This window comes from Turicibacter sp. KK003 (genome assembly GCF_037014675.1).
Lineage (GTDB): Bacteria > Bacillota_I > Bacilli_A > MOL361 > Turicibacteraceae > Turicibacter > Turicibacter faecis.
The window spans coordinates 1,352,120-1,374,481 of record NZ_CP142738.1 but is presented as its reverse complement, the minus strand read 5'-3'; the positions used below and the strand labels follow the sequence as shown (position 1 = coordinate 1,374,481).

Genomic DNA, 22,362 nt, shown 5'->3' with positions numbered 1-22,362 from the left:
AATTTAAAAAGAGCAACTTGCAAGAAAGAAGTTGCTCTTTTCATTTAGTTTTGGAAAGGTTTAAATCCTGTGAGAACAAGTGTTGCCCAATCTGAATCAGGAGTTGTTTTCCATTCACATGTGACATTTAATTTTTTTAACCAGGCATTTAATCCTGTTGCAGTTTTACCGTCTGTTGCTGCCTGACGCCCAAAGACCTCTTTAATATATTCAAGGAGCTCCTTTTGCATCGTTGCATCTAGTGGCTTATCGATTAATGTTTCTAAATGTTCACGAACAGTGGTATAGTTTTGTTTATCATCGCGGTATAAATCGTTGACTAATAGTTGACGCTCACGATTTAACTCTAAGACAACCGCTTTAATTTCATCATGATTCGTTAAATATTTTTTAGCAATATTCATCGCTTGAACGGCTTGATCAATTTTAACAATACGTTTTTCAATAGCTGAACTTTTCATGTTTTCACTTCGCATTTCTACTAGTTTTTATTATAAGCCTAAGCATTATAACACTCTTATTTTAACTTTTCAATATAGGAATTTAAAAATTTGGTGTGATGAATGAGGAAAGAAAGTAAGTTGCTTTTTTTATTCGATTTCTAAGGAGAAAGGTTAAGGGGAGCATCTTAAGGAACAAGGGATAAAGAAGAAAAAAGAACCATATTTTTGTATAAAAGAAAAAGATTTTCGTCTACAATAGAATATTATGGTTAATGGTTGATAAAAGGAGCGGGCAAGATGAAGATTTATATTGATGCGGATGGATGTCCGGTAGTGAAGGAAACGATTGAGGTGGCGACTGCTTTTTTGATTCCTGTTGTGATTGTTTGCGATGTGGCCCATGAATTTTTTTTGACGGGGTAGAAGTTGTGACGGTCATGCGGGGGATGGATGCTGTTGATTACGAGATTATGAATCGACTTGAAGTTGGCGATTTGGTTATTACGCAAGATTATGGCTTAGCGGCGTTGGTGTTAGCCAAGCGTGGTTATGCATTGAATCAAAATGGACGGCAGTACGATGAAAATAATATTGATGAACTGCTTTATCGTCGGCATACATTAAAGAAATTAAGGCAAGCGGGTGAGCGAGTGAAAGGTCCTAGGAAACGTTCAAAGGAAGATACGGCTCATTTTGTAAAAGCGTTGACGACATTTTTGACCGAAATTTGTGAAACCTGTTCTAGATAAACTTATCAAATGGCGAAATTTAAGGTATAATAGTATTTTTGAGACTAAAATGTCAGGTTGAATTAAAAGTTAAAAAAAGTTGGCTTGCTTGAAAAAAGGGGGGGGATTCAAACCAATGGACAACCTCCCATAAAAAATATCCGAATCCTCATATGATCAAGATGGGAAATATGAGGACTTATCAATTGGATTTGAATAAGCATGAGAAACTATCTACTTAACGGACGCCAGTTTTGGAATGAAGATGGTCATTAAAGACTTAGTTGTTTGCAGTGACGCATATTTTTTTAAAAATATCCATCAAATACCCGTCGTTCGTAAGTGAGAGAGGCGTTTAAAACGACTTCAAAAACATATTTCTTGAAAATATAGAAGGAATAAAAATAATTAAAAGGAGGTGAAACCCGTTGCCAATTTGTTAAAACAGCAAATATTATAAAACTCGCAATTCGGTGACGACACCGGTGGTAAAAAAACAAGAAGTCATCCTACTTCACCTCATAACGAATTAGAGAGTGAAAACCAAACCTTCTCGTCTTGCTATAGAGATTTCAACTCTTCTTGGTATGATGAGAAATAAACGGTTATCAAAAGCTATTTAAAAGCAAGTCTCCTATGCATTTAAGCGCTAAATTCACTATAACGGTGAAAAGTATCGGGACGAGTTCGTAGAAGCTAATAAGTGCAATCCTTCGTTTAAAATTTGTTCTTGTTGTGAAAATATTAAATCGGAAACGGTGAACAGAGGACCTAACAAGTAAGGATAGAGTTTTATAATCTTTTGGCAACGGCTGTGTGATGCTAACGTGGATGATTGCTTTATCACTTTTTGTGATACAGTTTATCAATTTATGGACCATCTTACGAATGATTTTTAAGCGCAAAGATGAACCTATTTATATTATTGCATGGACATTAATTATGACCTTTATTCCGTTTATCGGATTTTTATTGTATCTTTTATTTGGTCATGGTCCAATCATGGCTAAAAAAGCGACGTTTCTCGATGAGGTAGAGGAGCGGGAATATCAGGAAACGGTGGAGTGGCAACTGAAGAAATTGATGAATCGACGCATTCATTTTCCTTATTTATCGTTTATAATATTTAATTTAAATTATAATAAATCACTGGTGATGGGGGCAAAGACATTTACCTATTTTAACGATGCAAAGGAGAAATATGAGGCATTGCTTGCGGATATATTAAATGCCAAAGATTCGATTCATGTTCTTTACTTTATTATTCGTGGGGATGAGAGTGGGGAACGGTTGATTCAAGCATTGACACAGAAGGCACGCGAAGGTGTACAAGTTCGACTTGTGTATGACGATGGGGGCAGCTTTATGACGCCTGCTTCTTTATTTCGTCCACTAAAAGAGGCTGGGGGGATGGTTGTCAAACACTACCCGGCAAAGTTAAAGATTTTTACCCTCAATTGGAATTACCGTAATCATCGTAAAATTGTTGTTATTGATGGGAAGATTGGTTATTTTGGCGGGATGAACATTGGCGATGAGTATTTATCGAAAAATCCGAAGTTTACCCCTTGGCGAGATGCCCACGTCCGTGTAACGGGAGAGGTTGTTCGTTCATTACAACTTCGGTTTTTAAAGGACTATACAGCTGTTATTGAACGTCTGTCAGATTTAGAACAGATTAAAACGCATCTTTCACGTTATTTTCCCGAAGAAGATCACGAGGATGCTGAAATTGAGTTACAACTTGTTTATGATGGACCGGATCAAGAACGGGACCACATGCGTGCGACTTATATTAAGTGGGTCACGATGGCGAAGGAAAGCATTTGGATTCAATCGCCTTACTTTATTCCAGATAGTGAGTTTTTACATGGATTAAAAATTGCTTCTCATTCGGGAATTGACGTTAAAATTATGATTCCAATTATCCCGGATAATCATTTCGTCCACCGTGCCACGACCTCATATATTAAAGAACTATTAGAAGCGGGGATTGAGGTTTATTTTTACGATGGCTTTTTACATTCTAAAACGATGGTTATTGATGGTCAATTAGCGACGATTGGGTCCGTCAATATGGATGTTCGTAGTTTTAGTATTAATTTTGAGTTGGCGGCATTTATTTATCACGAATCAGTTGCCCATCAGCTAATTGAGCAGTTTAAAGCGGACCAGCAACGGTGCCGTTTATTAGATTTGACAGATGAGAACAATAAATCGTGGTGGATGAAAGCGGAAGAGTCAGTGTATCGTCTTTTATCCATGCTTATGTAAGGTTTTAAAAAGGAGAAGTTTAAATGAAGTATCGTTTAGGGATGCGAACCATTAAGACGGCGCTAGGGGCAACCCTAGCTATTTTAGTGGCGCAGGCACTAGGATTAAAATACGCGCTATCGGCAGGGATTATTACGGTGTTAAGCGTGCAAAATACGAAGCAAAAATCAGTAGAAATAGCGAAATTACGTTTATATTCAACTGTACTCGCTCTGTTATTGAGTGGGATTCTTTTTGTAACATTCGGATTTCATCCGGTTTCATTTGGTCTGTATTTACTGCTATTTATTCCGTTAGCGGTTGAATTTAAATTGAGTGATGGGATTGTCATGAGCTCTGTCTTAGTGACGCATGTGCTCGGTGAGGGATACATCCATTGGAATTTACTCGTCAATGAACTGTTATTAGTCGCTATTGGTGCTGGCATTGCGTTAATCTTTAATCTCTATATGCCCAAAATGGTTCAACAGATCAAACACGATCAAGCTACAATTGAGGAGCAGTTTCGTAAAGTTTTGTTTTGTCTGGCCAAAACGATTCGTAGTCGTTCCGTGACAATTGATGAGGAAGTATTGTTTCAATCACTTGCGGATCAGTTAGAGTTAGCAAAGGTACGGGCTGAGCACAATCGTCAAAATTATTTATATGATGAGATGACGTATTATGCACAATATATGGAAATGAGGCTGATGCAATATCAAGTTTTAATTGGGATGCGTCAGCTTCTTGGAAAGTTGCAGATGACACTCGATCAATCGATTTTACTGGCGGATTTAACCGAGCATATTGCGAGTAGTTTGCATGAATTTAATACGACAGATGAGCTCATGGTTGAGACAACACAAGTGCTTCACATCTTCAGAAATCAATCATTACCAAAAACACGCGAAGAATTTGAAAATCGCGCCATGTTGTTTCAATACTTGAATGATGTCAAACACCTCTTAGAAATTAAGCGTCAATTTGTGATGAATTTAACGGAGGAACAACTTCAGAAATTTAAGCCGGAGGCGTCTTGCTCTTTGGATGAAAAATAAATAATGAATTTATCACGAGTTGCGGGGTTTGGAGGGTAAAAAAAATCATGTTCACTGAAAGGTTGAACATGATTTTTTTATTTATTTTTTAACTGGGATAAATTGACCGTGGCTGACTTGCATTTCTTCAAATTGAATATCAAATTTCTTTTGGTATTTTTTTAAAGTGCTAAGGTCTTTATCGGTAATAATACAAATTGATTTTCCATCAGAGAATCCGCGGGCGGTACGTCCGGCACGATGTAAATATTCATTTGGATTTGACGGACAGTCAAGGTGGATAATGTGAGTCACAGCGGGAATGTCAAGTCCACGTGCGGTCAGGTCAGAAGAGATTAAAAGTTTGATTTTACCGCTGCGGAAGGCGTATAATGCACGTTTTCGCTCTTCTTTTTTTATATTACCACGCATCATAAACGTTTCTTTTTGGTGATAATTTAATTTTTCTGCAATTTCTTGCATGGAATCGTTTTGGTTAACGAAAATAAGGGCACGTTCTGGATCTTCAGCAACGATCAGTTTACGTAATAATTCGAATTTATCTCGACGATCGCCTTTTAAATAAAAATGAGCAATATTCGGATTCATTGAAATACGATCCGTCATTTTTAAGACGACCGGTTCTTTCATAAATGTTTTCGCTAACTCTTCTGTTTGTGAACTAATTGACGCTGAGAATAAGCATAATTGACGGTCACGTAACGTTGTTTTAATAATATCTTGGATCGTTTTAGTATTTGTATTATCAAGTAAGCTATCTGCTTCGTCAAGGATGATCGTTTTAATGGTATGGGCCGTAATTTTTTTCTTTTTGATGAGTTCTAAAATTCGCCCTGCGGAACCGATAATGAAGTGTGGTTTTTCTTTTAATTTTTTGATTTGTTTATCAATGTTTGCTCCGCCAATAATCGTTGTTGAAGTGACAGGCTCACCCGAGTTAGCCGCTAATAACTTCACTTGGGCATCAATTTGCATGACTAACTCATGCGTTGGGGCTAAAATTAACACTTGCATCTCGCGTTTGGTTACATCGATTTTTTGAAAAAGGGGAAGAAGGAAGGCGAGTGTTTTACCGCTTCCGGTATGCGATTGAGCAATGAGGTCCTGGTGGTTTAAAATCAGGGGAATTGCTTGTTCTTGAATGGGAGTTGGGGTTGTAATCTGTTGTTTTGCTAATCCTTCAATCAGAGAAGGGGTTAATTGAAGCGTTTCAAATGATAAAGACATAGTTGTTCTCCTTTAATTAAAGTTGGGTGCGACAAGATTATTTATCGAATAGTCCGCCACCTTTGTGTCGTTTAATGCGTTTGCGTGCTTCACCAATTTGTTTATCTGGTCGCTTTAATTTATCTTGTTGTTTCGTTCTTTGTCGTTTTTCTTCAATGATTTTTTTCATTAACTCCATATTTGTTGTCATAATTCATTTTCCTCCATATAAACTAATGATATTCTTTTGGATGACCTCTTTTTATTTTATACCATTTACAACGTTTTATCTATACAAAAACCGACAAGTATTTTTGGATGAGGGGTGTCAGTGGTAAGAATAAAAGGGTAGGCTTAGGCGGGCGGTGCGTGAAAAGGCAACGATTAATGTCTGATGAAAAAAATGAAAGGTGTGGTTTGAAATGAAAATTGGTTGTTTAGAAGTGACGCTCGGTGTTCCATTTGTCACGAGTTTAAAGGAGAAGCGGATGATTGTTCGAAGTTTGGTCGTGAAGATTAGAAATCAGTTTAATGTATCGGTTCATGAGGTTGGGGCGCTTGATGTCCATCAACAAATAGTTTTAGGCGTGACAACAGGATCTAATTCAGAAGCAACGTTGCATTCTGTTTTAGATCACGTCATTAATTTTATAGAATCTAACTATGATGTGAGTGTGGAGGAAGTCATTAAAGATATTTTTTAAATGGAACAGGAGAAACCCATAAAATGAAATCATTCGTTTGGGGGTAGTAAAATGGTTCTATAATATTTAGTGTTGCTGATTAAGCAGCACTTTTTTCATAGGATAAAAAAAAGAGACTTCAAGTCTCAATCCTGTTACAATGTTATCGACTAAAACAATATTGAAAGGATAAGATTTAATGTCTCACTCATATTTTACTAGAAAACTTTTAAATATTAAAGATAAAAATATTACATTTTCAGAAGATTATCTTGAGGAAGTGAAGTTGAACGGAATTACTAGCTTTATCTTTAAAGGTATTCTTACGTATCAACCGACTCATTGTCAAAAATGCGGAACCCTATTTGATTCAAAATTTAAGAAGCATGGATTTAAAACCTCTCGAATTGTCATTCCAAAAGTCTCTCTTCACGATACCTACTTAGACCTAAAAAAACAGCGTTATTATTGTGGGCATTGCCAGTCTACTTTTACACTAAGTACTTCAATTGTTGAAAAGAACTGTTACATTTCTTATCATACGAAACACGCCATTGCTTTAGAGGCCCAAAATAAAATTTCTGAATGTGATATCGCACGTCGCCATCAGGTCTCTCATTCAACCGTCAATCGAATCATCCATAGCTTTTATGAATCTCAAACCTTAAACCTTAATTATTTACCTGAAAATCTCTGTTTTGATGAATTTAAATCCGTTAAGTCTGCTGAGGGGCATATGTCTTTTATTTTTTGCGATGCTGACTCAAAACAAATCATCGATATCGTTGAAGATCGTCGTTTAAACTCCCTTCAAGCTTATTTTAAACGATACACAAAGGAAGCACGTCATCGAGTAAAAAATATTGTGATTGATATGTACGCTCCTTACATCAGCCTCATTAAGGATCTTTTTCCTCATGCCCAAATTATCATTGATAAATTTCATCTCGTTCAACATCTCTCTCGTGCACTGAACAAAACTCGAATCCGATTCATGAAAAAGTTCAAAAAGCATGGTCGTAAATTCAAACGTTATTGGCGCTTATTTTTAAAATCTCACGCTTTACTTAATACCACCACTTATCGATCAGTTTACTGCTTTAAACAACCCATGCGTGAAATTGATATCTTAAACTTTCTACTTGATTTATCTCCTGAATTAAAAGCAACCTATGATTTATATCAAGAGTTACTTTTCGCTCTTCAGACAAAAAACTTAAAACGATTTAATCATTTACTCGAAACGGAACATCCGCTTGTTTCTCCTGAGTTTCAAACGGCTTTCCAAACCTTTAAAACTTATCAATCCTATATTAAAAATACACTCTCAACTCATTACACAAATGGTCCCATCGAAGGAATTAATAATAAAATTAAGGTCATTAAGCGTATTGCCTTTGGATATCGTAGTTTCTATCACTTTAAATCTCGTATTCTCATGGTTCAAAATCTAACAAAGCCTAAAACGAAAATCCTAGCAGCATAGCTACTAGGATTTCGATTTGAATTTTCGTTGTAACAGGTTACAAATTAATCAGCAACACTATTTGACAAAGAACCAGTAAAATTAATGCTGCGAGCATGAGAAAAGGCAACCTTGATCAAGGTTGCCTAAATAAATTAGCCTAAAACACCGGCTTTTTTGCGTGAACTTTTTCCTTTTTGTCCTTTGACCATTTCACGGCTTGGTATAAGTTGCGTTTTTTGATTTGCCGTCTGTTGTTTTTTTTGTTCGAGTAGGGCCTTGATGGCTTGCTTGGTTTGGCTCATAGTGAACGTCTCCTTTGTTTAGTTTATTATTATTTTACCGAAAAATGTCGATTTATCCTAGTGGTTCGTTAAAAAAGATTGATTATTTAATAAATTTTAGATATAATAAATTGTCTATGAGAGTGTAAAAATTACATTATAAGTGTTGAACCCCCACTTTGAAAAAACTTCAAACTGGGGGATTTTTTATGTAAAATGGTCAATACTAAAAAAAACACATGGAGAGGAAAGAGGCGAACGATGAAAAAAGAAACATCATTTTATAAGCGATTATTTATTTTAACCTTGCCGATTGTCATTCAAAATTTAATTACGACATCGCTTAATATGTTAGACACGGTCATGATTGGGAGTTTAGGTGAAGTCCAATTGGCGGCAGTTGGGGTGGCGAATCAATTTTATTTTTTATATAGTTTGTTAGTGATGGGTGTAGGTGCAGGTTGCGCCATTTTGATTGCCCAGTTATGGGGAAAACGAGATGAAGAAAAGATTCATGCCGTGTTAAAGCTTGGATTACTTGGGGCAACTGCCTTTGCAGTTGTCTTCATGGTTGTGGGCTTTTTAATGGCACAAAAAATTATTGGGTTGTTTAATACGGATCCCGATGTTGTACGTTTAGGAAGTGAGTATTTACGCATTTCAATTTTTAGTTATTTTGTTTCAGCCATTTCCTTTGTGTATGCAGGCGCTTTACGAAGTATCGGAAATAGTGCGTTGCCGATGTGGGGAAGTTTAGTCGGTTTAATTGTCAATGGCGTTTTAAATGCGATTTTAATCTTCGGTTTATTAGGGGCGCCTGCGCTTGGCGTGAAAGGGGCAGCGATGGCGACCCTTGTGGCACGCATGGTAGAGTGTGCGATTATTTTGACCGTCGTCACGATTAAAGTAAAGCCTTTGCGTCTTCGTTTCCAAGACTTTAAAACCATTGAACTTCCGTTAGTGAAATTGTTATATCAAACGGCGTTACCGGTTGTGTTAAATGAGGCGTGTTGGGGACTAGCGAATGTGACGTATACGATGATTTATGGTCATATCGGGGTCAATGCGATTGCAACGACACAAATTACGTCGACGATTCTAAATTTATTTACGATTGTTATTTTCGGGATGGCCCATGCGTCGGTTGTAATTATTGGAAATGAAATTGGGGCCAATCGTGAGGAACAGGCGCTTTTATATGCGAAGAAGATTATTCGTTTATCTGTTGTTGTTGGTTTAGTGATGGCGGTGACGCTTGCGGCCTTATCACCTGCCATTGTCTTAATGTACAATGTGTCAGACACGGTTCGAGCGGATGCGATTAAGATTTTAATTATTTATGCGATTTTTATGTTACCGCGTGTTTATAACGGAGTGCAAATTGTCGGAATTTTACGAGGTGGAGGCGATGCGAAATATGGATCAATTGCCCAAGGGTTATCGATGTGGTTAGTCGGAATCCCGCTGGCATTTATCGCCGCTTATTGGTTGAAATGGTCGATTTCCTCGGTGATTTTCCTTTCGACGTTAGAAGAGGTCCTTCGTTTCTTTATTTTAAGACACCGATTTAAATCAAATAAATGGATGAATAATATGGTCAAAGATATGGCTTAGTAGTATATTCTACATCCTATTTTCATATCATGCTTGTAAAGATGAGGCGGAGCGTCGCATCCTTACAAGCTTTTTTTATGAAAGGAAAATGGTGTGACGTGAGAGTAACATCAATTTTAAACACGAAGGTTAGGTAAATGGACGTGAATGCAGATGGTAGTAAAAATGAAGACCATGGTTCTTATTGTTTTGAAAACGGAGGGTTTACGTTTAATGGAACAATGGAAGAAATGATTGGAATTTGTGTTCCTCATACGGCCGCTGCAATTTCTAATCTGACGGAGGAAGGCGTAAGAAGAGCCATGCGTGAATGGTTCCCGATATTAAAGCGTTGGGTGTTGAGAGACGTAATGAAAGGTCCATTGATGCAATAGAAGTGTCTTTAGTTTAGCTAGTTATAGGATAAAAGATTTTATTTGATTGATGATAGCCTGAGGGAGGCGAATCTATATGTTCTTTAATAAAATAGGATCTCTCCTTTTGTTAGAGGAGTCCCTACGGTGTATCGTGAGTGAGATTTTTAGTTTTTGATTCCGATTGTTGGATTGAAAGTATTGCAGTTAACGACGTCTGAAATTTCTTTTGCAACCATGTTATTTAGTCTCGGCTATTTATTGTTTAGCTATGTTTTAGGAAGGCTTGCTGATCGGTTTGGGAAGAAACGATTGATTTTAATTGCCTTGGGTGTGGCCTCATTTTTACTTATCTTATGCTCACTGTCCATCGGAGTCGACTCTTTTTTTAAGTGGGAGTATTTTTTGATTGTTTTAGGGATGGGTGTGGCAGTAGTGAGTAAGGAAACAACAATGGGTGCTTGGATTCCTGAGTTGTTTAGTCGTAATGAGTGGTTGAAAGTGAATGGGGGTATTCAGGGAACAAAATCTGTCGCCAATTTAGTGGGGCCGCTTTTAGGTGGGATGATGGTTTCTTCTTTTCAAGTGCCCGTGTCACTGCTGATTCTTTCGGTGTTATTAATAGTAGGAATGGGGATGTTAAGCACGATTAAATCAGTAGAGCGTGAAGAAGTGAAGATAAATGAGGGGACTGAGCCGTTTAGCACTCATTTTTTCAGTCGAGTGAAGCTCGCTTTGAGGGAGCCTTCCCTCCGGGCTGTTTTATTGACAACGGCAACACTTAATTTAGCCATGTCACTTTATCAAACGATTCTTCTTCTTTATCTCATGACGTCGTTGAATTTAGGAGAGTCATTGAGCGGTTTTGTTCTCTCGATTAGTGGGATAGGAGCGATCTTAGGAGCTGTTTTATCTCGTCGTTTCATTCAAGTTGTCGGTTTGAACAGGACGATGTTTTTGATGCCCCTCTTAGGTGGAATTGGTGTTTTATTGATAGCTCTTCCTTTAGGGAAGGCTTGGATGTTTCTTTTGGTGATGGGACAATCTCTTTCTTTATTTGCACGAAGTGTGGGGAGTACAGCCGAACGACGGTGTGGCAATTGAAGGTTCCATCAACGATTCGAGGGGAAATGAATGGAATGATGATGACTTTAACTTGGGGGATGATTCCACTGGGTTCTTTTTTAGCCGCTGTTTTTGCCCCATTCATTTCGTATGCTTGGATGATTGTGATAGCTTAATCATGGGGGCAAGTGTTTGGACGGTTGGCGTGTGGAAAGATTCTTTGATTGCTTCAGCGTCCCTTTCTAGTGAAAGATAAATTAAAAAGTTTGGATTGACTCTTGTCAAGTGAGGGATTTCTCGTTATAATAGTTAACAATAGTAAAGATGATGATAAGAAGGAGTACATTTAAGCGATCTTTTTAGCGAGCTGATGAGGGTGAAAATTCAGTAAGAGTCATTAAATGGAAGCAGTCTTTGAATTGCGCACTGAGAACTAAGAATTTTTCTTAATGTAGGTGTTGCCGGTTGCCCACGTTACGGGTGTCGAGTGGGTCATCGCACGATGACTTATGAGGGTGGTACCGCGAAGTTGTCCTTCGTCCCTTTTGGGATGAAGGCTTTTTTTATTTTAAAAAGGAGGTCATGTCATGGAAGAAATCTTAGAGATTTTAGAACAAAATAGTCGTTATACGGATGAAGAAATTGCCGTTATGGCAGGAAAAACGGTGGAAGAAGTTCGCGAGGCGATTCGTGATTATGAGGAGCGTAGCATCATTGCGGGCTATACAACGTTGATTAACTGGGAAAATACAGGGAAGGAAAAAGTAACGGCCTTGATTGAGGTGAAAGTAACTCCTCAACGTGGTGAAGGCTTTGATAAAGTTGCGGAGCGTTTGTATCAGTTTGATCAAGTACGTGCGTGTTATTTAATGTCAGGCGGTTTTGATTTAACGGTCATTGTTGAGGGTAAAACAATGAAGGACGTCGCGATGTTTGTATCAGAGAAATTAGCGGTGCAGGAATATGTGCTTAGTTGTTCAACACATTTTGTCCTTAAAAAATATAAAGAGCACGGAACCATTTTTAAAGAACGAGAATTTGATGATCGCGAGGTGATTTTCTTATGATGATGGAAGACATGATTTTAGAACGCGTAAAAAAAATGCCCCCATCGGGGATTCGTAAATATTTTGATATGGTGCATGAAATGGAAGGGGTTATTTCTTTAGGTGTTGGAGAGCCAGACTTTGTCACGCCATGGAACATTCGAGAAGCGGGGATTTATTCGCTTGAAAAAGGACATACCCATTACTCATCAAATGCAGGTTTTTTAGAGTTGCGTGATGAAATTTCACGTTACTTACATCGACGTTTTGAGTTAAGCTACCATCCAGAAGATGAGATTTTGGTGACCGTTGGGGGAAGTGAAGGGATTGATCTAGCGCTTCGCGCCCTAGTTGGACCAGGAGATGAAGTTATTATTCCTGAACCAAGTTTTGTTGCTTACCAAGGATGCACGACTTTTACAGGGGCGACACCGAAGGTGATTGAACTAAAAGCAGAGAATGAATTTAAATTGACAAAGGAAGAGCTATTAGCAGCGATAACGCCAAAAACAAAGGTGCTGATCATGCCGTTTCCAAATAACCCAACAGGAGCCATTATGACAAAAGAAGAGCTCCAAGACATTGTTGACGTGATTAAAGATCGGAATATTGTTATTATTTCAGATGAAATCTATGCAGAACTGACGTACGAAACGAAACATGTTTCCATCGCAAGTTTTGAAGAAGTTAAAGATCAAACGTTATTAATTAACGGATTTTCAAAGGCATATGCGATGACAGGGTGGCGGTTAGGGTATGCCTGTGGGCCTAAAACATTAATTCAAGCCATGAAAAAGATTCATCAATACGCGATTATGTGTTCGCCAACTACGTCACAATATGCTGCCATTGAGGCGATGCGAAATGGCGATGCAAGTGTCGAAATGATGGTTAAGGAATATAATCGCCGTCGACGTGTTCTTGTCGATGGGTTTAGAAAGTTAGGACTTGATTGTTTCGAACCGTTAGGGGCTTTTTATGTTTTTCCATGTATTAAGTCAACAGGATTATCAAGCGATGAATTTTGTGAACAATTACTTCTGAGTGAGAAGGTATTAGCAGTTCCAGGAAATGCCTTTGGTGCATGCGGTGAAGGTTATATTCGTGCGTGTTATGCGGCTTCATACGAAGATATTAAAGAGGCACTCGTGCGAATTGAACGTTTTTTAACTCAATTAAAAAAATAGTGCTCAAAGCTCTCCGATGATTTGTGAGAGCTTTTGGCATATTTAAACCGGTCCTTTCATACGTTTGTAAGAGATTGAGATGGGGGGGATGTTGTTGCGAAAAATTTTGTTTAAAACGGTGCTTCATTTATTAGCTTCTGTTTCATTGATGTTCTTAATTATTATAGGCGGCCTTTTTGTTATGCGACAACTCTCCTTTCAATCCACGTTAGCACAAGCTGACCAACTGAACAAACAAGGTGGGATTAGTGAAATGCGCGAAGTCTCTTTAGGTGGAATTTCTCAATACATTGCGATTGAGGGAGAAAATCGGGATAATCCCGTTTGCCTTTTTTTACATGGGGGACCCGGACTCTCGCTTCCATACGGCATAAGTGGCCGTCATCAAATTGAGACGATCAGTTCCCACTGTAATGTTGTTTATTGGGATCAACGGGGGGCTGGGAAGACGTTCAGTGATCAGAAAGGAGACCCTGATTTTACGTATGAACAATTGGAGTCGGATGCAAAAGAATTAATTGCCTATTTAAGAGAGGAATTTGAACAAGATAAAATTTATTTGGTAGGTTATTCTTGGGGAAGTGTATTGGGTCTGCGACTTGCGAAAGCTTTACCGGATCAGTTAGCAGGCTATTTTGGTTTGTCACAAGTTGTTAATCCAAAGGCTTCTGAACGATTGCTTTATGAGTGGTTGCTTGAAGAATTTGAAACAACGGGCCACCATCACTTTATTACGCAACTGCGGCAACTTGGGCTTCCCCCTTATGAGAAGCAGAGTAGTCAACAGGCCTTTCAGGAGTTGTTAACACAAAGTAATGCTTATGTGAAATGGAATGAGGGGCTTCCGAATGTGAATGTGTTACAGTGGTTTTATCAAGTCTTTGCGTGTCCAGATTTATCTATTGGGGAGGCTTATGATACACTATTTCAAGCATCGGATAAGATGTTGAATCAGGGAAAGTACTGGAAGCAATTGCAAGAGGTTAACTTGATTGAAGAAATCAAGCAGGTTCAAATACCGCTTTATTTTGTAACGGGAGCGGATGACTATATTTGTCCGGTTTCTTTAGTCGAGGAATTTATGAATCAAGTGTCGTCAAGTGAAAAAGAATTGTTAGTTCTTGAACATTCAGCTCATTACTTTTCGGTAGAAGATGAGGTGAAGATGTACGATTGGATGAAAGGAAAAATTAAAGGGGCACACACTAACGAGACTTCCGATGAAGAACAAACGGTTGGGGATGTTATTTCTAACTTGTTACAGTGAAAAATTTCAGGAGCTGTCATGACAGGAATCACGAAATGTTTAAATAAGCCGACACCTTTTGAGGTATACTAAGGCTAAATGAACATGGGGTGATTTTAGTGAAGAAAGTTAATTTGTATTCCTGGGCGATTATTATTTGTTCGCTTCTTGCCGTCATCATGACGGTTATTCAATTGACTGTACCACTGAGTGAGACCTGGAATCGATGGTTTAATCGGATTGATACAATGATTTGGTTGTTTTTTTTGTTCGATTACGGATATCGATTGGTGAAAAGTCCGAATAAAAAGCAATTTATAAAGGGAAATAAAGTGGATTTATTAACGATTATTCCCTATTTTTCTGTTCTTCGTTTATTGAGAATTGTTAGAGTGACACGTGTGTTCTCCTTGTTACATTTTGCAAAGGTGCTACGGGCAAGCGCAATGTTAAGTCGGCTTTCTAAGCGAATGGGGGAATTTTTTAAAACGAATAATTTTCACTATATTACGGGTGTGACATTTATCGTGATTTTACTCGGTTCAGGAAGTCTGTCGCTCGTTGAGGGATTGCCGTTTAAAGATGCTCTTTGGTGGTGTGTCGTAACGGTGACAACGGTAGGATATGGAGATATTGTCCCTAAAACGGGAATGGGGCGAATAATTGCAGCCCTTGTTATGATTAGTGGAATTGGATTTTTAGGGGTTTTTACCGGAACCATTTCAACCTATTTTTTAAATCGTCGGCAGGAGAAGAAAAGACCGGCCTACGTGTTAGACCTAGTGGATCGTTTAGTTCACTTTGAGGAGTTGAGTCCGGATGAATTTGAGGAAATTATCTCTATTTTACGGGTGGTAAAAATGGGAGAAGTCTCACCGACGAAGTCTCATGAGGAGGAGACGATCAGACGGAATACGAATGAGGAAAAAGAAGGAGATTACTGTGAAAAGACAGCCAGAATTGATTGAGATTAAACCAGGTTTAAGACTGAGAACACCTAAGAAGGAAGAGTGGAGGCTTGCCCATCCATGGTATCAAAATGAGAAAGTGATGTACCTTTCTGAGGGAGTTAAAAATAAAACTTATAACTTATCACAAATTTATAATATGTATGAATATTTAAGTACGCGTGGCGAGCTTTATTTTATTGAGGTCTTTGAGCACAATCGCTGGTTAGCGATTGGCGACGTGACGCTTTGGGAAGAAAACTTACCGATTGCGATCGGTGTCGAAGCGTATTGGGGTCAAGGAATTGGAAAGGCAGTGATCAACTGCTTATTAAAGCGAGCGAAGGAACTTGGAATGACAAAAATCTCAGTGCCAGCTATTTACCATTATAATAAAGCGTCCCTTCGCCTTTTTGAATCGTGTGGGTTTAAAAAAATTTCAGAAAATGAAACCGAGAAATCATATGAAAAAATGATTAAATAGAAAGATTGACAGACCAGACATTGGAAATTATAATAAAGAATATCATTAAATAATTTTCTAATTATAGGGGATTGGGGGAGAGCACATGGTAAGCTCATTTGCAATGATCATGATGGGCCTAACAGCCATCATTTGTTTTTTAGTACCACTTGGGACACTCTACTGGATTAGAAGACGGTATCAGGCATCACTGAAAAGTTTTCTTGTCGGAATGGTCATGTTTATTGTGATGGTTCAGATCCTAGAAGGACTACTTCATCTTTATTTATTAAAAATCAATCAAACGACAGCAGCATGGCTGATGCAACCATTCATTTATGCGATTTATGGTGGGTTAATGGCAGGGGTATTTGAGGAAACCGGACGCTACGTCAGTTTTAAATGGTTTTTGAAAAAAGAAACTCGGATTCAAGATGCATTAAGTTATGGAATCGGCCATGGTGGAATAGAAGCCATGCTTATTGTCGGAACAACGTACGTGAATAATTTAATTGTCTCATTTTTGATTAATCAAGGACAACTTTCGATGCTCGGATTAGGAGCAGAAGTTGAGGAACAGATTGTAACCCAATTAACACAACTTCCCCCATTTATTTTTGGATTAGCGGGGTATGAGCGCTTCATGACCTTTATTATTCAAGTCGGTCTTAGCGTCTTAGTGTTTAAAGCGGTGAAGGAACGAAAAAAATATTTTTACATCTTAGCGATTGTCATTCACGCATTACTCGATATTCCGGCAGCTTTGGCCCAAGTTGGCGTATCGAATGTCTATGTTGTAGAAGGGATTGTAACATTTGTCGCTATTTTATTTGTTAGTTTTATGCTAAAACAATTAAAAGTTTATCGTCAAGATTTAAAACAACCGGAGGATCCTGAACTAGAGGGTTACCAAAAGGCGGGATATTAAGAGAAGGTAAAGGAGGTGTCCGTTTGCTAATAGGGTTAGCAGCGGAAGTATTGTGAATAAAGCATTTCAAGCATTAGCAGATCCAACAAGGAGAACGATTTTAAAAAAATTAAATAAGGGGGAGATGACAGCGGGGCAAATTGCCGCGTGTTTTGATATGAGTAAACCCTCGATTACCCATCATTTAAATATCTTGAAAAATGCCAATTTAATTCAGAGTGAAAAGCGAGGTCAATTTGTTGTTTATACGTTGAATACAACAGTGATTGGCGATGTTGTTGGTTGGTTTTATGAGTTTGGGTATCGACTTTAAAATAATGAGGAGGAGTCTAGAGCGGTGCTTTAGACTTTTTTTGTAAAAAAATAAAGGATACTTTATGGAATCACGAATGGATGTTGCCTTTTTTGTTATACTAATTTTAAGAAAGATAAAGGGGGAGTATCAGTGGATAATGTGCAGGTTATTTTAGATTATTTATCCGAGTATGGATTGTTTTTTTTGTTTGTCATTGTTTTTTTAGAATATCTTAATTTACCAGGGTTACCTGCAGGAATTATTATGCCAGCGGTCGGTATTTTAGTCGCGGCTAATGATATGAGCTTTTTGATGGCTTTGGTAGTATCTGTATTGGCAGGACTCCTTGGAAGTTATGTCCTATATTTGATTGGGTATTTCCTAGGCCATCCCATTTTGGAATGGTTTTATGAACGCTTTGAGCAAATGCGCCCGGCGATTGAGCGGGCGATACGGTATACGGATCAGTACGGGGATAAGGGAGTCTTTATTGCACGACTCATTCCGGTAGCACGAACATTAGTCTCATTGACGGTTGGGACTGTTCGAATGAATGTCTTGAAATTTACGATTTATTCGACGTTCGGAATTATCATTTGGAATTTTGTCTTTATTTATGCCGGTTATGGATTCGGTCATTTATTTTTAAAATAGGGGGAACCGGGGGAGTTTAAAGTAAGAGGAGGCGCCCCTATCATGGCAATCTTAATGTTTATTTCCCGTGTGATCAGCCTGTTTTTAATGGTTGTCTTAATTTTTTATAAAAGAAAGGAGCCAGCGCTCTTAATGGCCTGGCTGCTTCTTTTAGTCTTTCTTCCTCCAATTGGTTGCGTGATGTACTTATTGTTTGAACGGACCCCCTTGCCGAGAAAAGCCGGACTTTTTTTAAATGATATTAAAGACGAGCGCAGGGGGCGCCAAGCATCGGTTTCCCTCAATGATAAAATAACATCGCTGGTCCATTTTAATGAAAATTATAACAGTAGCCGCCTCTACCTCTATCAAGATTTTATGTATTTTGCAGACGGAAAAAGTAAATATCAACAATTATTTAAAGATATCGAGGGAGCTAAGCAATCCATCCATCTTCAATATTTTATTATTCGAGAAGATGAGGTCGGTCGTCAATTAGTCCAGTTATTGACTGAAAAAGCGGCACAAGGGGTTGAAGTTCGCCTGATTTTTGATAGTGCTGGTTGCTTTGGGACCCGACTTAAATACTTTGCTTCCCTTATGGAGGCAGGGGGACAGGTCTATCAATTTCATCCTCCAACCTTTCGCTTAATTGGATTGAATTATAATTATCGTAATCATCGTAAAATTGTCGTGATTGATGGTCGAATTGGGTATTTAGGTGGGATGAATATTGGAAATGAATATATGTCTTTGGACCCTAAATTTTCACCATGGCGAGATGCTCATTTACGTTTAGTAGGCGATGCTGTTTGGGAGTTACAACATCGCTTTTTAAAGGACTATTACATGGTGTGTGATCATCAAGAAGATGAAAGATATATTAAAGATCACTTAAATCACTATTTTGCCTCTCCTTTATCAACGACTCTGTGTCCAATGCAAATTGTTTCAGACGGCCCTGATACGACGACAGATGATATTAAGTTAACATTTGTTAAAATGATTCAAAGTGCCGTTCATACAATTCAAATTCAAACGCCGTATTTTATTCCTGATTCGTTGTTTTTAGAGACGCTCAAAATTGCAGCTTATTCAGGGGTAAAAGTTGAGGTGATGATTCCAACGATAGCGGACCATCATTATGTGTATCGCACCACGACCTCATTTATTAAAGAATTGCGTGAAGCCAACATTGACGTTTATTTTTATAAAGGATTTTTACATTCAAAGATTATTATTATCGATGAAGAGTTATGTACGATTGGGTCAACAAATATAGATCAACGAAGTTTTAAAATTAATTATGAAATTAATGCCTTTATTTATGATAAAACATTGACGCGTCAAGCGGTTCATCAGTTTCAACTGGACTTAGAAAATTGTTTGTTAGTGGATGATTCCTATGAACAAAATAAATCAGCTTGGATTCGGTTTGAAGAAAAGGTCTATCGACTGGTCTCCATGCTTCTTTAAACAAAGTAATAGTGGAAGGGGGAGAAAAAGATGCTCGTGTTGGTGGTTGTTGCGGTTATCTTGTTTTTTTATAGGGAACAAAATGCCTTCTCGACGACTTTTTATCGATTAACAACGCATAAATTTCACTCTACACAGGGACAGATACGAATCGTCCAGTTATCGGATTTACATTCTAAAACGTTTGGACGGAAGAATAAACGATTAATCAACAAAATAAAAAGGCTAAATCCAGATTTAATTTTTGCAACGGGTGATTTGATCTCATCTACAGATACAAACGGTGGCGCTTTCTTAGATCTTATTGATGGGCTGAAAGGTCAATATCCCATCTTTTATATTGAAGGAAATCACGAAACGACAGCTAGATATGACCAGATGAATAATGAAAGTGGTTGGTATGATGACTTTTTAAGGCAGTTAAAAGAAAAGGGCATTTGCCGATTAGACAATGCTTACCAACAAGTAGAAGTGAATGGGGAGGAACTGTTTATCTATGGATTAACGCTCCCCTTAACGCATTATAAGGCAGTTCCTCAGGCGATAAAAGATCGAGCGAACCACCGTGAGATTACTGATTTATCTGAGGTGTTTTCACCACTTAGGTTAGAGTCAATCAATATTTTATTGGCACATTCCCCATTTTTAGCAACGTTGTATGAAAAGCACGGATTTGATTACACCTATTCAGGGCATGTTCACGGAGGGATTTTGCGACTTCCTTTTGTAGGTGGTGTGCTCTCCCCCGAACGGAAGTTTTTCCCTACGTATAGCTGTGGTATCTATTCCATGAATCGGATGACACTCATTGTGAGTCGTGGATTAGGGAAGCTTCGCTTATTTAATCGTCCCCATTTAGTTGTGGTAGACTTAGTTGCTGATCCAAACAAACCTCGGCACCCAAACGGTTAGACGCTATGTTTAACGTTAGGGTGCCTTTTTGTCGCCTCCAATTATCGTGTAGGGAACTTCATAGGAGGGGAAAAAGCTCAGAGGATTAAAGATAAAGGTTTAGAGATAAACTTTTATTAGGAGACTAGAAGGCAATGGAGATAGGCATCGGACGCCCGTTCGTTTAATTGGCTATCGGTCGAGCAGTCGTCACTATGTTAGACATCTAGGATTGTCCTAAGGAGGGTTACGTGGAACACTTGATTGCCCTAATAAAAGGAGGAACAACAAATTTGGAAATAGATACGTTATTTTCATAAACTTGGCATACAAAGTTTTGGAAAACTGGTGAACACTAAGGGTGTAACAGAATTTGAAAGGAGATTAAGAAGATGAAGAAATTAAACATGGTTTTTAGTACGGCTTTATTAGCCGCAACACTTGGTTTTACAGCGTATGCTAAAGATGAGGTTAAAGAAGTTCCTAATCATCCTCAATTAACAGAGGAACAAAAAGCGGAAGTGAAGCAACAATTTGAAGCCGATTATAAAGAAATGCAAGAAAAATTTAATCAATTAACAGACGATCAAAAAGAAGAAATTTATGAGTTATATGATAAAGTTAACGTTGCTAAAGTAAAATTATTAGATAAATATGTTGAGCTTGAACTGATGACTGAAGAAGAAGTTGAGGCCATTCAAAAACATATGGCAGAAATGTCAGAAAAAATTCGAGAAGAAAAACAATTTATTGGCTTTAAAGCACCTTGTCCAGCTAAACAAACAGAAAAAACGAATTAAAGAGGAACATTATTTAACAAACGATTTAAAAGTTGATAAAATTATTGATTTTATCTGTATAAAGATGAATGATATGACTTTATTTGTTAAAAATAAAAAAGAATGGGGAATGTCACTTGAATCAAGAGACATTCTTTTATTTCTATGCAATGACGAAGAGACCAAAAAGGGGCCTTTTGCATACGATAAATTAGAAAAAAGTAAAGGCGTGTGAAATCATGAGGGAACATCAACCAACAGTAACCAATCAAACAAAACGGGTGATTTCTGCCACAACTCATCATACATTTAAATTAAAATTAAGTGTTGACGAACAAAAAAGAAAAGCCTATTTTGCTCGTATTAGAGGATATCGTGACCGTAAGTAACAGCCACGGTATCCTTTTTTTTGCTCAATAACTAAAAAAATTAAAAATTAGACAATTCTCTAATAATTGATTTATTAAGGGTATCTTATCTTATCCAAATAAAGGGGCGAATTCTTTAAAAAAAGGAGCATTTTAGAAGTAGGGGCATAGTCTAAAAGGGAAACCCTGTCTTTTTAATCAAAGGAGTTATAGGAAAATAGGGACGAAGAGGGCTTTTATCATCAAAAGGGGAGAGAACAATGTTGTATGGGGATCATTTATGGGCTGTGTATCAAATGGCGGCTAAGCAACCGGGGGTCGAGGCGCTCTATTATAAACAGACGATGGAGGGGAACGACCTGTTTTTAATTTTATGCCACGAGCCTGTTTTCTTTTTTTTACAGCTCGATTGGGTCCAGGCAATGGGTCCATTTTTACACGTGGAAAAGGAGTGGTGTCGAGGGAAACAGTTTCATTGCCGAATTATTTTTCAGTCAGGATGGGAGTGTCTGTTTCAATTTATTGCTCAAAGACCACCGTTAGATGAAGATTTGCGAGTGCTTATCGATCATCATCCCATCGTTTATCAGGAACGATCCTTCAAATTAGATAGAATGGAACAAGAAAAGAGAGCCGATGAATTTGCAAAAGTAGCACACAACTTTTATATGCATGTCCTCGTTTGGGTGCGACATTTAAAAAACGGGTCCCCGTCAACTTGCCTATGGCGAGAGAGGGAGTTAAAGAAAATGTATGAGCAGCTAAATGAAAAGGAAGGACGTACATTAGGAGAGGAAAGGATACAATGGAGCCAACTAACTGCACTCCTTGAATGGGGCGATACGTTGTTAGATGAGGTAAAGCGAAGACAAGGCCCACTTCCCCAGGAAGGGCAAATTTTCCGTTTAAAAGAACTAATTAGACAACTTATGGGGGATGGAGGGTCATAAA

Annotated in this window: 27 protein-coding genes and 1 other annotated feature; of the genes, 23 read left to right on the top strand and 4 right to left on the bottom strand. The window is 38.0% G+C overall.

The window, feature by feature from the left end:
* Nucleotides 1-44: 44 nt before the first annotated feature.
* Complete coding sequence (locus VXM77_RS06765; protein ID WP_161831403.1) at nucleotides 45-461, bottom strand: hypothetical protein; 417 nt, start codon at nucleotides 459-461, stop codon at nucleotides 45-47.
* A gap of 279 nt (nucleotides 462-740) precedes the next feature.
* On the opposite strand from VXM77_RS06765, the gene VXM77_RS06760 reads away from it, so the two are divergent.
* From VXM77_RS06760 to VXM77_RS06745, 4 genes are all read left to right on the top strand, one after another.
* On the top strand, nucleotides 741-866 hold the full coding sequence (locus tag VXM77_RS06760; protein ID WP_338505772.1) for a hypothetical protein: 126 nt from the start codon (nucleotides 741-743) through the stop codon (nucleotides 864-866).
* A gap of 14 nt (nucleotides 867-880) precedes the next feature.
* Nucleotides 881-1,192: a DUF188 domain-containing protein gene (locus VXM77_RS06755; protein ID WP_338507425.1), complete on the top strand. Its 312-nt coding sequence runs from the start codon at nucleotides 881-883 to the stop codon at nucleotides 1,190-1,192.
* Nucleotides 1,193-2,002: 810 nt separating this feature from the next.
* The gene (cls, locus tag VXM77_RS06750; protein WP_237658883.1) at nucleotides 2,003-3,445 is read left to right on the top strand and encodes a cardiolipin synthase; all 1,443 of its coding nucleotides are present in this window, start codon (nucleotides 2,003-2,005) and stop codon (nucleotides 3,443-3,445) included.
* Between the two features lie 23 nt (nucleotides 3,446-3,468).
* The gene (locus tag VXM77_RS06745; RefSeq protein ID WP_161831397.1) at nucleotides 3,469-4,482 is read left to right on the top strand and encodes an aromatic acid exporter family protein; all 1,014 of its coding nucleotides are present in this window, start codon (nucleotides 3,469-3,471) and stop codon (nucleotides 4,480-4,482) included.
* An 81-nt stretch (nucleotides 4,483-4,563) separates the two neighbouring features.
* On the opposite strand, the gene VXM77_RS06740 is transcribed toward VXM77_RS06745, so the two are convergent.
* Together VXM77_RS06740 and VXM77_RS06735 are read right to left on the bottom strand one after the other, a co-directional pair.
* Nucleotides 4,564-5,709 carry a DEAD/DEAH box helicase gene (locus VXM77_RS06740; RefSeq protein WP_338505770.1) on the bottom strand — a complete coding sequence of 382 codons (1,146 nt, stop codon included), beginning with the start codon at nucleotides 5,707-5,709 and terminating at the stop codon, nucleotides 4,564-4,566.
* A gap of 37 nt (nucleotides 5,710-5,746) precedes the next feature.
* On the bottom strand, nucleotides 5,747-5,899 hold the full coding sequence (locus VXM77_RS06735; RefSeq protein ID WP_338505768.1) for a hypothetical protein: 153 nt from the start codon (nucleotides 5,897-5,899) through the stop codon (nucleotides 5,747-5,749).
* Between the two features lie 211 nt (nucleotides 5,900-6,110).
* Between VXM77_RS06735 and VXM77_RS06730 the strand changes: the two genes are divergently transcribed.
* Complete coding sequence (locus tag VXM77_RS06730; RefSeq protein WP_338505767.1) at nucleotides 6,111-6,392, top strand: DUF503 domain-containing protein; 282 nt, start codon at nucleotides 6,111-6,113, stop codon at nucleotides 6,390-6,392.
* Nucleotides 6,393-6,570: 178 nt separating this feature from the next.
* The gene (locus VXM77_RS06725; RefSeq protein WP_289461271.1) at nucleotides 6,571-7,857 is read left to right on the top strand and encodes an ISL3 family transposase; all 1,287 of its coding nucleotides are present in this window, start codon (nucleotides 6,571-6,573) and stop codon (nucleotides 7,855-7,857) included.
* 134 nt (nucleotides 7,858-7,991) lie between these two features.
* On the opposite strand, the gene VXM77_RS06720 is transcribed toward VXM77_RS06725, so the two are convergent.
* Nucleotides 7,992-8,141 carry a hypothetical protein gene (locus VXM77_RS06720; RefSeq protein ID WP_202618710.1) on the bottom strand — a complete coding sequence of 50 codons (150 nt, stop codon included), beginning with the start codon at nucleotides 8,139-8,141 and terminating at the stop codon, nucleotides 7,992-7,994.
* Between the two features lie 240 nt (nucleotides 8,142-8,381).
* On the opposite strand from VXM77_RS06720, the gene VXM77_RS06715 reads away from it, so the two are divergent.
* The 17 genes from VXM77_RS06715 (at nucleotide 8,382) to VXM77_RS06635 (ending at nucleotide 22,361) form a co-directional block, all read left to right on the top strand.
* A complete protein-coding gene (locus VXM77_RS06715) occupies nucleotides 8,382-9,734 on the top strand; it encodes an MATE family efflux transporter (protein ID WP_338505766.1) in 1,353 nt (450 codons plus the stop codon).
* Between the two features lie 137 nt (nucleotides 9,735-9,871).
* Nucleotides 9,872-10,108: a zinc ribbon domain-containing protein gene (locus VXM77_RS06710; RefSeq protein ID WP_161831389.1), complete on the top strand. Its 237-nt coding sequence runs from the start codon at nucleotides 9,872-9,874 to the stop codon at nucleotides 10,106-10,108.
* Nucleotides 10,109-10,261: 153 nt separating this feature from the next.
* Nucleotides 10,262-11,191, top strand: a complete 930-nt coding sequence (locus tag VXM77_RS06705; RefSeq protein ID WP_161831387.1) for an MFS transporter — start codon at nucleotides 10,262-10,264, stop codon at nucleotides 11,189-11,191.
* A complete protein-coding gene (locus tag VXM77_RS06700) occupies nucleotides 11,179-11,328 on the top strand; it encodes a hypothetical protein (RefSeq protein WP_262950562.1) in 150 nt (49 codons plus the stop codon). Before VXM77_RS06705 ends, VXM77_RS06700 begins: the two co-directional genes overlap by 13 nt.
* A gap of 142 nt (nucleotides 11,329-11,470) precedes the next feature.
* Nucleotides 11,471-11,699, top strand: a binding site (T-box leader).
* A 40-nt stretch (nucleotides 11,700-11,739) separates the two neighbouring features.
* A complete protein-coding gene (locus tag VXM77_RS06695; protein WP_161831383.1) occupies nucleotides 11,740-12,219 on the top strand; it encodes an Lrp/AsnC family transcriptional regulator in 480 nt (159 codons plus the stop codon).
* On the top strand, nucleotides 12,216-13,385 hold the full coding sequence (locus VXM77_RS06690) for an aminotransferase class I/II-fold pyridoxal phosphate-dependent enzyme (RefSeq protein WP_161831381.1): 1,170 nt from the start codon (nucleotides 12,216-12,218) through the stop codon (nucleotides 13,383-13,385). Before VXM77_RS06695 ends, VXM77_RS06690 begins: the two co-directional genes overlap by 4 nt.
* 94 nt (nucleotides 13,386-13,479) lie before the next feature.
* Nucleotides 13,480-14,652, top strand: coding sequence for an alpha/beta hydrolase (locus VXM77_RS06685; protein ID WP_338505762.1), 1,173 nt, complete (start codon nucleotides 13,480-13,482; stop codon nucleotides 14,650-14,652).
* 98 nt (nucleotides 14,653-14,750) lie between these two features.
* Nucleotides 14,751-15,599: a potassium channel family protein gene (locus VXM77_RS06680; RefSeq protein ID WP_338505760.1), complete on the top strand. Its 849-nt coding sequence runs from the start codon at nucleotides 14,751-14,753 to the stop codon at nucleotides 15,597-15,599.
* On the top strand, nucleotides 15,574-16,062 hold the full coding sequence (locus VXM77_RS06675; protein WP_262950560.1) for a GNAT family protein: 489 nt from the start codon (nucleotides 15,574-15,576) through the stop codon (nucleotides 16,060-16,062). Before VXM77_RS06680 ends, VXM77_RS06675 begins: the two co-directional genes overlap by 26 nt.
* 85 nt (nucleotides 16,063-16,147) lie before the next feature.
* Nucleotides 16,148-16,969 (top strand): YhfC family intramembrane metalloprotease, encoded by an 822-nt coding sequence (locus tag VXM77_RS06670; protein WP_161831373.1) that lies wholly within the window; start codon nucleotides 16,148-16,150, stop codon nucleotides 16,967-16,969.
* Between the two features lie 52 nt (nucleotides 16,970-17,021).
* Nucleotides 17,022-17,282 (top strand): autorepressor SdpR family transcription factor, encoded by a 261-nt coding sequence (locus VXM77_RS06665; protein ID WP_161831371.1) that lies wholly within the window; start codon nucleotides 17,022-17,024, stop codon nucleotides 17,280-17,282.
* Nucleotides 17,283-17,414: 132 nt separating this feature from the next.
* Entirely contained in the window at nucleotides 17,415-17,918 is a 504-nt protein-coding gene (locus tag VXM77_RS06660) for a DedA family protein (protein ID WP_161831369.1), read from the top strand.
* Nucleotides 17,919-17,960: 42 nt separating this feature from the next.
* Nucleotides 17,961-19,373, top strand: a complete 1,413-nt coding sequence (gene cls / locus VXM77_RS06655) for a cardiolipin synthase (RefSeq protein ID WP_202618709.1) — start codon at nucleotides 17,961-17,963, stop codon at nucleotides 19,371-19,373.
* Between the two features lie 30 nt (nucleotides 19,374-19,403).
* Nucleotides 19,404-20,285 carry a metallophosphoesterase gene (locus VXM77_RS06650; RefSeq protein ID WP_338505759.1) on the top strand — a complete coding sequence of 294 codons (882 nt, stop codon included), beginning with the start codon at nucleotides 19,404-19,406 and terminating at the stop codon, nucleotides 20,283-20,285.
* A gap of 371 nt (nucleotides 20,286-20,656) precedes the next feature.
* Entirely contained in the window at nucleotides 20,657-21,064 is a 408-nt protein-coding gene (locus VXM77_RS06645; RefSeq protein WP_161831366.1) for a DUF2680 domain-containing protein, read from the top strand.
* A gap of 218 nt (nucleotides 21,065-21,282) precedes the next feature.
* Nucleotides 21,283-21,432 (top strand): hypothetical protein, encoded by a 150-nt coding sequence (locus tag VXM77_RS06640; protein WP_161831364.1) that lies wholly within the window; start codon nucleotides 21,283-21,285, stop codon nucleotides 21,430-21,432.
* 239 nt (nucleotides 21,433-21,671) lie between these two features.
* On the top strand, nucleotides 21,672-22,361 hold the full coding sequence (locus tag VXM77_RS06635; protein WP_338505758.1) for a hypothetical protein: 690 nt from the start codon (nucleotides 21,672-21,674) through the stop codon (nucleotides 22,359-22,361).
* Nucleotide 22,362 lies beyond the last annotated feature (1 nt).

Excerpts from the sequence above, each read along its gene's own strand:
- VXM77_RS06730 (WP_338505767.1), top strand. The coding sequence starts at position 6,111 with ATGAAAATTGGTTGTTTAGAAGTGACGCTCGGTGTTCCATTTGTCACG.
- VXM77_RS06670 (WP_161831373.1), top strand. The coding sequence starts at position 16,148 with ATGGTAAGCTCATTTGCAATGATCATGATGGGCCTAACAGCCATCATT.
- cls (WP_237658883.1), top strand. The coding sequence starts at position 2,003 with ATGATTGCTTTATCACTTTTTGTGATACAGTTTATCAATTTATGGACC.
- VXM77_RS06715 (WP_338505766.1), top strand. The coding sequence starts at position 8,382 with ATGAAAAAAGAAACATCATTTTATAAGCGATTATTTATTTTAACCTTG.
- VXM77_RS06710 (WP_161831389.1), top strand. The coding sequence starts at position 9,872 with ATGGACGTGAATGCAGATGGTAGTAAAAATGAAGACCATGGTTCTTAT.
- VXM77_RS06635 (WP_338505758.1), top strand. The coding sequence starts at position 21,672 with ATGTTGTATGGGGATCATTTATGGGCTGTGTATCAAATGGCGGCTAAG.
- VXM77_RS06690 (WP_161831381.1), top strand. The coding sequence starts at position 12,216 with ATGATGATGGAAGACATGATTTTAGAACGCGTAAAAAAAATGCCCCCA.
- VXM77_RS06650 (WP_338505759.1), top strand. The coding sequence starts at position 19,404 with ATGCTCGTGTTGGTGGTTGTTGCGGTTATCTTGTTTTTTTATAGGGAA.
- cls (WP_202618709.1), top strand. The coding sequence starts at position 17,961 with ATGGCAATCTTAATGTTTATTTCCCGTGTGATCAGCCTGTTTTTAATG.
- VXM77_RS06755 (WP_338507425.1), top strand. The coding sequence starts at position 881 with ATGCGGGGGATGGATGCTGTTGATTACGAGATTATGAATCGACTTGAA.
- VXM77_RS06740 (WP_338505770.1), bottom strand. The coding sequence starts at position 5,709 with ATGTCTTTATCATTTGAAACGCTTCAATTAACCCCTTCTCTGATTGAA.
- VXM77_RS06725 (WP_289461271.1), top strand. The coding sequence starts at position 6,571 with ATGTCTCACTCATATTTTACTAGAAAACTTTTAAATATTAAAGATAAA.
- VXM77_RS06745 (WP_161831397.1), top strand. The coding sequence starts at position 3,469 with ATGAAGTATCGTTTAGGGATGCGAACCATTAAGACGGCGCTAGGGGCA.
- VXM77_RS06695 (WP_161831383.1), top strand. The coding sequence starts at position 11,740 with ATGGAAGAAATCTTAGAGATTTTAGAACAAAATAGTCGTTATACGGAT.
- VXM77_RS06645 (WP_161831366.1), top strand. The coding sequence starts at position 20,657 with ATGAAGAAATTAAACATGGTTTTTAGTACGGCTTTATTAGCCGCAACA.
- VXM77_RS06735 (WP_338505768.1), bottom strand. The coding sequence starts at position 5,899 with ATGACAACAAATATGGAGTTAATGAAAAAAATCATTGAAGAAAAACGA.
- VXM77_RS06760 (WP_338505772.1), top strand. The coding sequence starts at position 741 with ATGAAGATTTATATTGATGCGGATGGATGTCCGGTAGTGAAGGAAACG.
- VXM77_RS06640 (WP_161831364.1), top strand. The coding sequence starts at position 21,283 with ATGAGGGAACATCAACCAACAGTAACCAATCAAACAAAACGGGTGATT.
- VXM77_RS06720 (WP_202618710.1), bottom strand. The coding sequence starts at position 8,141 with ATGAGCCAAACCAAGCAAGCCATCAAGGCCCTACTCGAACAAAAAAAA.
- VXM77_RS06765 (WP_161831403.1), bottom strand. The coding sequence starts at position 461 with ATGAAAAGTTCAGCTATTGAAAAACGTATTGTTAAAATTGATCAAGCC.